The 12658-nt window shown below is 55.6% G+C and carries 10 protein-coding genes; all 10 read left to right on the top strand.

Annotated elements, in window-relative coordinates; genetic code table 11:
- Positions 1 to 2 precede the first annotated feature (2 nt).
- The 10 genes from purB (at position 3) to purD (ending at position 12565) form a co-directional block, all read left to right on the top strand.
- Positions 3 to 1298, top strand: coding sequence for an adenylosuccinate lyase (gene purB, locus F556_RS0121705; protein ID WP_020619108.1), 1296 nt, complete (start codon positions 3 to 5; stop codon positions 1296 to 1298).
- A 392-nt stretch (positions 1299 to 1690) separates the two neighbouring features.
- Complete coding sequence (locus tag F556_RS0121700) at positions 1691 to 2572, top strand: phosphoribosylaminoimidazolesuccinocarboxamide synthase (protein ID WP_020619107.1); 882 nt, start codon at positions 1691 to 1693, stop codon at positions 2570 to 2572.
- Between the two features lie 59 nt (positions 2573 to 2631).
- Complete coding sequence (gene purS / locus F556_RS0121695) at positions 2632 to 2877, top strand: phosphoribosylformylglycinamidine synthase subunit PurS (RefSeq protein WP_026297432.1); 246 nt, start codon at positions 2632 to 2634, stop codon at positions 2875 to 2877.
- A 3-nt stretch (positions 2878 to 2880) separates the two neighbouring features.
- Positions 2881 to 3576 (top strand): phosphoribosylformylglycinamidine synthase subunit PurQ, encoded by a 696-nt coding sequence (purQ, locus tag F556_RS0121690; protein WP_020619105.1) that lies wholly within the window; start codon positions 2881 to 2883, stop codon positions 3574 to 3576.
- Positions 3554 to 5797 carry a phosphoribosylformylglycinamidine synthase subunit PurL gene (gene purL / locus F556_RS0121685; protein ID WP_020619104.1) on the top strand — a complete coding sequence of 748 codons (2244 nt, stop codon included), beginning with the start codon at positions 3554 to 3556 and terminating at the stop codon, positions 5795 to 5797. Before purQ ends, purL begins: the two co-directional genes overlap by 23 nt.
- Entirely contained in the window at positions 5782 to 7260 is a 1479-nt protein-coding gene (purF, locus tag F556_RS0121680) for an amidophosphoribosyltransferase (RefSeq protein ID WP_020619103.1), read from the top strand. The genes purL and purF overlap by 16 nt, the downstream gene beginning before the upstream one ends.
- Before the next feature lie 764 nt (positions 7261 to 8024).
- On the top strand, positions 8025 to 9068 hold the full coding sequence (gene purM / locus F556_RS0121675) for a phosphoribosylformylglycinamidine cyclo-ligase (RefSeq protein ID WP_020619102.1): 1044 nt from the start codon (positions 8025 to 8027) through the stop codon (positions 9066 to 9068).
- Positions 9068 to 9673, top strand: coding sequence for a phosphoribosylglycinamide formyltransferase (gene purN, locus F556_RS0121670; protein ID WP_020619101.1), 606 nt, complete (start codon positions 9068 to 9070; stop codon positions 9671 to 9673). Before purM ends, purN begins: the two co-directional genes overlap by 1 nt.
- 45 nt (positions 9674 to 9718) lie before the next feature.
- The gene (purH, locus tag F556_RS0121665; RefSeq protein ID WP_020619100.1) at positions 9719 to 11266 is read left to right on the top strand and encodes a bifunctional phosphoribosylaminoimidazolecarboxamide formyltransferase/IMP cyclohydrolase; all 1548 of its coding nucleotides are present in this window, start codon (positions 9719 to 9721) and stop codon (positions 11264 to 11266) included.
- Positions 11267 to 11284: 18 nt separating this feature from the next.
- Positions 11285 to 12565 (top strand): phosphoribosylamine--glycine ligase, encoded by a 1281-nt coding sequence (gene purD / locus F556_RS0121660; protein WP_020619099.1) that lies wholly within the window; start codon positions 11285 to 11287, stop codon positions 12563 to 12565.
- The last annotated feature ends 93 nt before the right edge of the window (positions 12566 to 12658 follow it).

The following is a 12658-nucleotide window of genomic DNA, read 5'->3' as shown; positions in this document are numbered from 1 at the left end:
ACATGTTAGAACGTTACAGCAGACCTGAGATGAGAGCCATCTGGACAGAGCAGAACAAGTTCCAGGCGTGGCTGGAAGTAGAACTGTGCGCTTGCGAAGCGTGGGCAGAGCTGGGAGTGATTCCAAAGGAAGACGTTGAAGCGCTGCGCAGCAAAGCAAGCTTTGATATCGACCGGATCAGCGAGATCGAGCTGGAGACACGTCATGACGTGATTGCCTTCACCCGTGCCGTTTCGGAGACGGTAGGTCCCGAGCGCAAATGGGTTCACTACGGACTGACGTCCACGGACGTCGTAGATACAGCCAATGGCTACCTGCTGCGTCAGGCCAACGAAATTCTGCAGCGCGATATCGAGCAGTTCATTGAGATTCTGAAAAATAAAGCGATCGAATACCGCGACACGCCGATGATGGGCCGTACGCATGGTGTCCATGCCGAGCCGACGACATTTGGTCTGAAGATTGCCCTCTGGTACGAAGAGATGAAGCGCAACCTGGAGCGGTTCGAGCATGCAGCCGATGGCGTGCAGTTCGGCAAAATCTCCGGCGCAGTTGGTACTTACGCCAACATCGATCCGTTTGTGGAAGAGTTTGTTTGTCGCAAGCTCGGCACTAAGCCAGCGCCGATCTCGACGCAAACCCTGCAGCGTGACCGTCATGCCGAGTACATGGCGACACTGGCACTGATCGGCACATCGCTGGACAAGTTCGCTACTGAAATCCGTGCGCTCCAGAAGAGTGAGTTCCGCGAAGTCGAGGAGCCGTTCGCCAAAGGTCAAAAAGGCTCGTCGGCGATGCCGCACAAGCGCAACCCGATCGGCTCTGAGAACATCTCGGGCCTGGCACGCGTTATCCGTGGCCACATGGTAGCTGCATACGAGAACGTACCGCTCTGGCATGAGCGCGATATCAGCCACTCCTCCGTAGAGCGCGTCATCCTGCCGGATGCGACCATGCTGCTGAATTACATGTTGAACCGTCTGGGCAACATCATCAAGAACCTGACCGTGTTCCCAGAGAACATGAAGCGCAACATGCTGAGCACCTACGGCGTACCGTTCTCCGGCCGTGTCATGACCAAGCTGATCGACAAAGGCTTCAGCCGCGAGCAGGCGTACGACACCGTCCAGCCGCGCGCCATGGAAGCATGGGAAGGCCAACGCCAGTTCAAAGACATCATCCTGGAGACGCCTGCTATCACCGAGGCATTGTCCGAGGAAGAGATCGACGACTGCTTCAACCCGACCTGGCATCTCAAGCACGTCAAGACCATCTTCGACCGTCTCGGTCTTAACTAATCCCACCGCTTGCATACGCAGCGAATATTGGTGGGGCTTTGCCTAGCTAAAGTTGCTCAAGGTGAGCATGCCGTAACGGCAGGGTCAGTCCTGGAAATGATGTTGGACCTGAGAGAAAGTGATGAAAGTGCCAAAGAGGCGGAATCGTTCTGGAGAAGCGGTAGCGCTCGCCTTTGTTCCCGGAATTCAACCTTATTAAAACCTAATAAAGAATTCTGGGAACAACAGCGATCGGAAGAACGATCCGCCCAATAGGCCATATTTTCATGAGTTTCATATTTAAGGGACAGCAGCAATGGAGGTACGACCCTGCGGTGGAGGCTAGCCTTTCATTGAGGGACAATAGCAAAAGTTGCCCCACCACGATTCATTCTAAGGAGGCCCAAGCCACGATGAATACACAGGCAATCTCCACCGCGGTGGACTATATCAAAGCGCCGCTGCTGTACAAAGGCAAAGTTCGCGAGCTGTACGACCTCGGCGAGCACTACCTGATTGTCGTCACCGACCGCATCTCCGCCTTCGATTACGTGCTGGAGCCGGCGGTGCCAGGCAAGGGCAACGTCCTGAACCGGCTAAGCGCACACTGGTTCGAGCAGACGGCCGAGATCCAACCCAACCACGTGGTCCATACCGATGTGGACAAGCTGGGCGACATCGTGACTGAGCCGGAGCTGCTGCGCGATCGGATCATGGTTACCCGCAAGGCAGAGCGGATCGACATCGAATGTGTCGTCCGGGGCTATATCACGGGCGGCGGTTGGAGACAATATCAGCAAACCTCCGCAGTCAACGGCATCTCGCTGCCGGGCGGACTACGCAAGAATGAGCGACTGGAGGAGCCGATTTTCACCCCGGCGGCCAAGAACGACGTCGGCCATGACGAGGACATTCCTTTTCTGATAATGAAGGACCTGGTCGGGGACAAGCTGGCGCTGGAGCTGCGCGAACGCAGCCTCAAGCTGTACGAATATGCGCACGGCTACTGTGCCGAGCGTGGCATCATCCTCGCGGACTGCAAGTTCGAATTCGGCTTGATCGACGGAGAAGTCATTCTGATCGACGAGCTGTTCACCCCGGATTCCTCCCGGTTCTGGGCCAAGAGCAGCTATGCCCTGGATACGGAGATTGACAGCATGGACAAAGAGCCGGTGCGTCATTATCTGGCCCAGTCCGATTGGGACAAGAACAGCACACCGCCACCGCTGCCGGAGGAAGTCGTATCGGAAACGACCCGGCGGTATATGGAGATTTTCAATATTTTGACGAAATAGATGGTTGAACAGCCTGTCATTATTCTGCATTTACACGCCCATTTAGGAGGAATACGAAGATCATGAAAGCTAGAGTGTATGTCACGATCAAAGAGAACGTACTTGACCCGCAAGGCACAGCCGTCCAAGGCGCACTGCATTCCATCGGTTTCAATGAAGTGGATAAGGTCCGCATTGGTAAATACCTGGAGCTCGACGTAGACACGAACGACCGCGCAGAAGCGGAAGAGCGGATCAGACAAATGTGCGAGAAGCTGCTGGCCAACACGGTGGTTGAAGATTACCGTTTTGAATTGGAGGGCTAATCCATGAAGTTCGCGGTACTAGTATTTCCTGGCTCGAACTGCGATATCGACTGCTACAAAGCGGTCGAGCAGACGGTCGGACAGTCGGTAGACTATGTCTGGCATACAACAACAGATCTTTCTGCTTATGATTGCATTATCGTACCGGGCGGTTTCTCCTACGGAGATTACCTGCGGTGCGGTTCCATTGCTAACTTTGCTCCGGTTATGAATGAAGTGCACAAAGCGGCCGAAGCCGGCAAATATATCCTGGGCATCTGCAACGGGTTCCAGATCCTGACCGAATCCCGGCTGCTGCCTGGCGCGCTCCTGCGCAACAACGGTATGAAATTCCGCTGCCACCAGGCGCTGCTGGAAGTCGTGAACAATGAGACCCCGTTCACCAATCAGTATGCGCAGGGAGAAGTCATTGATATTCCAATCGCTCACGGCGAGGGCAGCTATTATTGTGACGAAGCGACACTTGAACAGCTCAAGGCCAATAACCAGATCGTGTTCCGTTATGTTGCCGGAGCCAACCCAAATGGTTCCGTCGAAGACATCGCCGGCATTTGCAACAAGGCGGGCAATGTCGTTGGCATGATGCCGCATCCCGAGCGCGCAGTGAACAGCCTGCTTGGATCCGAGGACGGCAAACGGATGTTTACATCGATCTTGAATGCATGGAGGGAACAGCATGGCGCAGCAATTAACGGCTAAGGAGCCGACACCTGAGCAAATCGTCGACCAGAAGATATATACACAATTTGGCGTGTCGGATGAGGAATTCGAGCTGATCTGCGGATTTCTTGGACGCAAGCCCAACTACACCGAGATCGGCGTATTCAGCGTTATGTGGTCAGAGCACTGCTCGTACAAGAACTCCAAGCCCATCCTGAAAAAATTCCCGATCACCGGCCCCCGCGTTCTGATGGGACCGGGAGAAGGCGCGGGTATCGTGGATATCGGCGACAACCAAGCGGTTGTGTTCAAGATCGAATCGCATAATCACCCCTCTGCGGTTGAGCCTTACCAAGGCGCGGCCACTGGCGTGGGCGGCATTATCCGCGATATCTTCTCGATGGGCGCGCGTCCGGTTGCGCTGCTCAACAGCTTGCGCTTCGGCAATCTGACCAATGATCGTGTGAAGTACCTCTTCGAGAACGTCGTCGGCGGCATTGCCGGCTACGGCAACTGTATCGGTATTCCAACCGTGGCGGGCGAAGTGATGTTCGACGAGAGCTATGAGGGCAATCCGCTGGTTAATGCAATGTGCGTGGGTCTGATCGACCATGACAAAATTCAGCGCGGCGTCGCCAAGGGCGTAGGCAACCCGGTCTTCTACGTAGGACCGGCAACTGGGCGCGATGGCATCCACGGCGCGACTTTCGCTTCTGTCGAGCTGTCCGAGGAATCGGAAGAGAAACGTACGGCCGTCCAGGTTGGCGATCCGTTCATGGAGAAGCTGGTTATGGAAGCCACGCTGGAGCTGATCGATTCCGGCATCGTTCTGGGTATTCAGGATATGGGCGCGGCGGGTCTAACCTGCTCCAGCGCAGAGATGGCTTCCAAGGCCGGCAATGGCCTGGAGCTGTACCTCGATGAAGTGCCCCAACGCGAGACGGGGATGACGCCTTACGAGATGATGCTGTCGGAATCGCAGGAGCGCATGCTCTTCGTCGTTGAACCGCAGCATGAGGAACAGGCGAAGGAAATCTTTGACCGCTGGGGCATCATTTGCGCCAAAGTGGGCAAAGTGACGGATGACGGACGTCTCCGGTTGTTCCACCAGGGCGAGGAAGTAGCGGATATGCCGGTCACAGCGCTTGTCGACGAATGTCCGGTGTACAATAAGCCATCGAGCGAGCCAGCCTCGTTCCGCGAGAGTGCATCGATCGATACGGGAGCTTTTGAAGAAATTACGGATCTGAATGGCGCGCTTGAAAAAGTGCTGGCTTCCCCAACGGTAGCAAGCAAAGAGTGGGTTTATAACCAATACGATTATATGGTCCGTACGGCTACAGCTGTACGCCCGGGCTCGGATGCGGCTGTTGTGCTTGTTGACGGTACGCGCAAGGCGTTGGCCATGACAACGGATTGTAATGGACGCTATGTCCATCTGGACCCCGAGATGGGCGGCCGGATCGCAGTCGCGGAAGCCGCACGCAACATCGTGTGCTCTGGTGCAGAGCCGCTGGCGATTACGGATAATCTTAACTTCGGCAACCCCGAGAAGCCCGAAATCTTCTGGCAGCTAGAGAAATCGGCAGACGGCATGTCCGAAGCCTGCGTGAAGCTGGATACGCCGGTCATCGGCGGCAACGTCAGCTTGTACAACGAGAATGCCAAGGGCGCCATTTACCCGACGCCGGTCATTGGCATGGTAGGTCTGGTGCATGATACCGACCATATCACGACACAAGGCTTCAAGAGCGAAGGCGACGTCATCGTACTGCTCGGCGATACAAAAGCTGAATTCGGCGGTAGCGAGCTGCAATACGTGTTGAACGGCGCTCCGTCAGGACGTCCTCCAGTGATTGATCTGGACGTGGAGAAGCAAGTTCAAGGTGCGGTTCTGAGCGCGATTCAACAAGGTCTCGTGTCATCGGCTCACGACTTGTCGGAAGGCGGCATCGCTGTCGCGTTAGCTGAATCTTGCATGAGCGGTTGCAAAGGCGCAAACGTATCGTTATCTAGCGAGCTTCGCCCGGACCACCTGCTGTTCAGTGAATCGCAGTCCCGCATCCTGCTCTCGGCCAAGCCGGAGCAAGCGGAGAAACTCACGGCACTTCTGAGAGAGCAAGGCGTTCAGCACGCGGTTATCGGCACAGTAACAGGCAGCAACCTTACCATTAACGTAAACGGCAAGCCGGCCATTAATGCGCCGGTACAACAACTGGAGAAGGTCTGGAAGGATGCGATTCCATGTCTAATGAAGTAGAACAGCTCCCTAAGCTGTGGACAGGTGACCATTACAACGAGGGCATTGGCCGTGACGATATTTTTGACAAACTGAGAGAAGAGTGCGGCGTGTTCGGCGTCTTCGGACTGCCGTCCGCCTCCACGCTCTCTTACTACGGACTGCATGCGCTGCAGCACCGGGGCGAGGAGAGCTCGGGCATTTGTACGGTTGATTCGGTGAACAACGGGTTCCATTACCATCGCGGGATGGGGCTCGTTAAGGAAGTGTTTACCCAGGATCGTCTGGATTACTTGCAAGGCGACCGTGCGATCGGCCATGTCCGCTATTCGACGGCAGGGGAGAGCAAGATTGCCAATGCGCAGCCTCTGATTTTCAAATACCGGGACGGTGACTTGGCGGTTGCCACCAATGGCAACATCGTCAATGCGCCGGAGATTCGCCGAGAGCTGGAAAACCAAGGCTCGATTTTTCAGACGACAAGTGATACCGAGGTCATTGCGCATCTGATCGCTCGCTCGCCCAAAGACTTCGTGTCTGCGGTGCGGGATGCGATGCAGCGGATCATCGGAGGGTATGCCTTCCTCATCATGACCAACGACAAGCTGGTCGTCGCTTCCGATCCACATGGTCTGCGTCCGCTCGTTATGGGCAAGCTGGGCACTGGCTATGTGTTTGCTTCGGAGACCTGTGCGCTCGAGACGTGCGGTGCGATCTATGAGCGTGATGTACAGCCTGGTGAGATGCTTGTGCTTGATCGCGACGGTCTGCATGTTGATCGCTACGCGCCGCTGGAGCGGCGGGCGACCTGTTCCATGGAGTACATCTACTTCGCAAGACCGGACAGCGATATCAACGGCATCAACCTGCACTCCGCCCGCAAGCGGATGGGCAAGGAGATGGCGATTGAGTCCTTCGTGGATGCCGATATTGTCACCGGGGTACCGGATTCCAGTATCTCGGCCGCTATCGGCTACGCTGAGCAAACGGGCATTCCTTATGAGCTTGGCCTAATCAAGAACAAGTATACCGGCCGGACGTTCATCCAGCCGTCGCAGGAGCTGCGCGAGAAGGGCGTCAAGATGAAGCTGAGCGCCGTCCGCAAGGTTGTCGAGGGCAAACGCGTCGTCATGATCGACGACTCCATCGTCCGCGGCACCACCTCTCTGCGGATCGTCAATATGCTGCGGGAGGCCGGCGCAACGGAAGTGCATGTACGCATCACTTCGCCGCCGTTCGCCAACCCTTGCTATTATGGCATCGACACGCCGGACCGCAAGGAGCTGATCGCTTCGTCCAAGACGGTCGAAGAGATCCGCGAGGCGATCAACGCCGACTCCCTGCATTTCCTGAGCCACCGCGGGCTGATCGAGGCCATCGGCGGCAACCAGGGCGAGATGAACCGCGGCATGTGTCTGGCCTGCTTCGACAACGACTATCCAACGCCTGTCGATGCGGAAGCCGAGAAGAGCTGCAGCTGCTAGGTGATAGATGGCGTTAGCTTGGCAATAGCTCGGACCGGACAGAAGTCTGGACATGGAGCCGGGTAGGACTGGATTGGGGCCGGATAGGTCCCAGTTGTGGCCCAGGTCCAGAATTCGGACACGGAATTAAACGCAACCCCTGGCACGTGTGTTGCTTAAGGCTAAAAGGTTGAAGTTACTCGCATGCACAAATCGGCTGCTAACTAACTGTAAAAGTACAACTATTTCTGCTAACATAGCCGGTTTTGTACCTGCTAAGTGCAAAAATACAACTACTCACAACGATTTTTCCATATAATCACTTTTTTAACTTGCTTAAGTGTATTTTTGCAACTAAACTCCACAACTTGCAGCTGTTTGTGTACTCTAATTGCACTTTTGCACTTACAGCTCACGTAGCGAGTGTCTGGGGAAGTCCCAGACACTTCGTCGGTTTGCGGCTGCAAGTTTAGGATCTATGTTGGTCATGTTTTTGAAAATAGTGCCGAAGAGGCACGGAATCGAATCTGGTCAACGCTTTCTGAAAGAAAGCGACTTCGGGAGCATACGCTGCGAAGCGTTCGCCTGAGAGCTTTTTGCAGAAAAGCTAGCTTCGAAAGCATAGGCTGTCCCCGGATTTCACCCCTAAAAGGGGTAAAAATCAAAGAAATCTGGGGACAACAGCGATCGTAAGATCGATCCGTGACCGTAGGTTCCTATTTCAATCCGCAGCCTATTTTTAACGTAGATCCACGTTTTGAACCTCATCTAAAGGAGTGTTACTGGTGTCAGAAGCCTATAAACAGGCCGGCGTCGATATCGCAGCCGGCAATGAAGCAGTAGAGCGGATGAAGAAGCACGTGAAGCGGACGCTCCGTCCGGAGGTCCTCACCGAGCTGGGCGGCTTCGGCGGGCTGTTCGGTCTGGACAAGAGCAAGTATGAGGAGCCGGTTCTCGTGTCCGGTACGGACGGAGTTGGCACTAAGCTGAAGCTTGCTTTTGCTATGGACAAGCATGATACGATCGGCATCGACGCGGTTGCCATGTGCGTGAACGATATCGTCGTGCAAGGTGCAGAGCCATTGTTCTTCCTCGACTATCTGGCTTGCGACAAGGTCATCCCGGAGAAGATTGAAGCAATCGTCAAAGGCATCTCCGACGGCTGCATCGGTTCCGGCTGCGCGTTGATCGGCGGCGAGACGGCTGAGATGCCAGGCATGTATGGCGAAGGCGAATACGACATCGCCGGCTTCACCGTAGGCGTCGTAGACAAAGCCAAGATTATCGACGGCAGCACAATTGCGCCTGGGGACGCCATCATTGGTCTGGCCTCAAGCGGTATCCACAGCAATGGCTTCTCGCTGGTTCGCAAATTGCTGCTGGAGCAATCCGGCTACGCGCTGACAGATACGGTGGACGAGCTGGACGGCAAGCGTCTGGGTGATGTACTGCTAGAGCCAACCAAGTTGTACGTCAAGCCGGCACTTGCCTTGATCGATAAGGTGCAGGTCAAAGGCATGGCACATATTACAGGCGGTGGCTTCATCGAGAACATCCCGCGCGTCCTGCCTGAGGGTGTGAACGCGGAGATCAACTATGGCAGCTGGCCGATTCTGCCGATCTTCGAGCTCATGCAGCAGAAGGGCAGCATTACGAATCGTGATATGTTTACAACGTTTAACATGGGTATTGGCTATATGGCTGTCGTGCCAGCTGATCAAGCTGAGCAAGCGCTGCAGATCCTTGCCGAGCAAGGTGAGCAGGCTTACCGGATTGGCACAGTTACTGAAGGTAACCGGGTTGTGACCTTTACGGGAGCGGACGTCTAATGGCGTTAAAAATCGCTGTGTTCGCTTCCGGCCAAGGCACCAACTTTCAGGCATTGGCGGATAGAGTACAGGAAGGGCGGCTCGATGTCAGCATCGAGCTGCTTGTCTGTGACCGGCCATCTGCGCCAGTGGTCGGACGTGCGGAGCGTGCGGGTATTTCCGTTCATGCCTTTTCGCCCAAGTCCTATCCTTCTAGAGAAGCCTATGAGCAAGAAATTCTGGCCAAGCTGCAAGAGCTCGGCGTAGAACTTATCGTTCTGGCAGGCTACATGCGGATTATTACACCTGTCCTCGTAGAGCCGTTCTATGGTCGCATGATTAATATCCATCCCTCGCTGCTGCCTGCTTTTCCGGGTGTTGGCGGGATTGCCCAGGCGTTGGCCTATGGCGTCAAGGTCACAGGAGTGACGGTGCATTACGTAGATGGCGGTCTCGACAGTGGGCCGATCATTGCCCAGCGGGTGGTCGAGGTGGCTGACGGCGATACGGAAGACTCACTTGCCCCTCGTATTCATGAGGCCGAGCAAGCGCTGCTTCCCTGGGTCGTGCAGCAGATCGCCCGCGGCCGCGTCCATCTAGATGGGCGGCATGTTCAAATTAATTAGTAGTTATTGAAATACTTATACTAATCTATTTTTGGAGGGATTCGATTGGCTATTCGCAGAGCGCTGATCAGTGTATCGGACAAGACGGGGATCGTTGAGTTTTCGCGTGAGTTGTCCAAGCTGGGCGTTGAGATTATCTCTACCGGAGGAACGGCAAGTCTGTTGGAAAAGGAAGGCGTACCGGTTATCGGCATCTCGGATGTAACAGGCTTCCCGGAAATTCTGGACGGCCGTGTAAAAACACTTCATCCTGCTGTTCACAGCGGGCTATTGGCGATTCGCGACGATGCGGAGCATCAGAAGAAGATGGAAGAGCTGGAGCTCAAGTACATTGATCTGGTCGTCGTCAATTTGTACCCATTCCAAGAAACGATTGCCAAGCCGGATGTGTCCTATGAAGATGCGGTAGAAAATATCGACATTGGTGGACCGACGATGCTTCGTTCGGCAGCCAAGAATCACGCTTTCGTTACTGTTGTGGTGGATGCAGCGGATTACAGCAACGTGCTGGAGGAAGTGCGCGGCGACGGGGACACCACTCTGGAAACGCGTAAAGCGCTGGCGGCCAAAGTATTTCGTCACACCGGTGCCTATGACGCGCTCATCTCCGATTATTTGACTACGCAGACAGGTCAAGTGCTGCCTGAGCGGATGACCGTCACGTATGAGAAGGTCCAAGACCTGCGTTACGGGGAGAACCCGCACCAAGCGGCTGCATTCTACCGTAAGCCACTGGCGCCGGAAGGCAACATCACCACAGCCAAACAGCTGCACGGCAAAGAGCTGAGCTATAACAACATTAACGACGCCAATGCGGCGCTCTCGATCGTCAAGGAATTCGAAGAGCCAGCGGTTGTCGCTGTGAAACATATGAACCCTTGCGGCGTAGGCATCGGCGAGAACATCCATGAAGCTTACCAAAAAGCATACGCAGCTGATCCGACTTCGATCTTCGGCGGTATCGTTGCAGCGAACCGGACGATCGACAAAGAGACGGCTGTCCTGCTGCACGAGATCTTCCTGGAGATTGTCATCGCACCAGACTTCACACAAGAAGCGCTGGATATTCTGACGCAGAAGAAAAATCTCCGCTTGCTGCAGTTGGGTGAACTCAAATCGGGTGCCGAGCGCAAGCCGGAATGGCTGGTCACTTCGGTGGACGGCGGGATGCTGGTTCAGCAAAGCGATGTGCATACCCTCACGGCTGCTGACCTGAAGGTCGTGACTACACGTCAGCCTTCCGAAGAAGAGCTGAAGCAGCTGCTGTTTGGCTGGAATGTCGTGAAGCATGTGAAATCGAATGCCATCTTGCTCGCCAAGAACAACATGACGATTGGCGTCGGCGCTGGCCAGATGAACCGGGTAGGGGCGGCTCGCATCGCCATCGAGCAAGCAGGTCTGGAAGCGCAAGGCGCGATTCTGGCGTCGGATGCATTCTTCCCAATGGGTGATACGCTGGAGCTGGCTGCCAAAGCCGGAATTACCGCGGTCATTCAGCCTGGCGGATCGATCAAGGACGAAGAGTCGATCGCTGTGGCTAATGCACACAACATCGCCATGGTTATGACTGGCGTACGTCATTTCAGACACTAACATCAAGGAGGGGTAACTGTGCGGATACTAGTCATCGGCGGCGGCGGGCGTGAGCATGCCATCGTCTGGGCGCTGAAGAAGAGCGAGAAGGTGCAGGAAATCTACTGTGCACCGGGTAATGCGGGTATCGGACAACTCGCGGAATGTGTGCCAATTCCGGTCAGCCGGTTCGGCGATCTGATTCAGTTCGCAGTGGATCATGCGATTGACCTGGTCGTCGTAGGACCGGACGACCCGCTCGCAGCGGGCATTGTTGATGCATTCGAAGCGCGCGGTATTCCGATCTTCGGACCACGCCAGAATGCGGCAGAGATTGAAGGCAGCAAGATCTTCATGAAGGACCTGTTGCGCAAGTATAATATTCCAACCGCCAAGTATGAGACCTTCACGGATTATGCTTCGGCATCGGCCTACCTGGCTGAGCAGTCGGCGCCCATTGTCATCAAGGCCGATGGGCTGGCAGCGGGCAAGGGTGTGACCGTGGCCCGGACCATGGATGAGGCCAAGCAAGCGCTGGAGGACATGATGGTGAACAAGGTGTTCGGTGAATCGGGCAGCCAAGTCGTCATCGAGGAGTGCCTTGTCGGCCAGGAGATGTCCATCCTGGCATTCGTAGACGGCGAGAGCGTGCAACCGATGGTGCCGGCGCAGGACCACAAGCCGGTCTATGACGGCGATCTGGGACCGAATACAGGCGGCATGGGAACCTACACGCCGCTGCCTCATATCCCGCAGGCCATCATCGACGAAGCGATCGAGACGATCGTGATCCCGACGGCCAAGGCGATGGTCAGCGAAGGACGGCCGTTCCGCGGCGTGCTGTTCGCCGGCCTGATGATCACCAAGGACGGACCGAAGACGATTGAATTCAATGCCCGGATGGGCGATCCGGAGACGCAGGTCGTGCTGCCGCGCCTCAAGACGGATCTGGTCGACATCATCCTGGCTGCCATGAACGGCAGACTGGACCAACTGGAGATCGAGTGGAGTGACGAGGCAGCCGTCTGCGTCATCCTCGCTTCCGAAGGCTACCCGGCATCCTATCCAAAAGGTCGCGTTATCTCTGGCCTGGAAGAAGCAGCGGCGCAGGAAGGCGTCCAGATCTTCCACGCGGGCACATCGCTGCAGGGCGATCAGTTTGTCACCAGCGGCGGCCGTGTACTCGGCGTTGTCGGCCTCGGCGCAGACACCGCACAGGCACGGGAACGAGCCTACAAAGCTGCGGATACGATCAAATTTGACGGTGTCCACTACCGCACCGACATTGGTGTAAAGGCGCTGCAAGGCCTGGAAATTTAACCTCATCATTTCACGTCCGCATGGACGGCTTGCCTATCAGGGCAGCCGACTATGCGGACGTTTTTTTGTTTTGACTTTACAATTTCATCTCTA

The sequence above is a fragment of the Paenibacillus daejeonensis DSM 15491 genome (assembly GCF_000378385.1).
Lineage (GTDB): Bacteria > Bacillota > Bacilli > Paenibacillales > Paenibacillaceae > Paenibacillus_D > Paenibacillus_D daejeonensis.
Note: the sequence above shows the minus strand (reverse complement) of the source record. Positions and strands in the feature narration are given on the sequence as shown.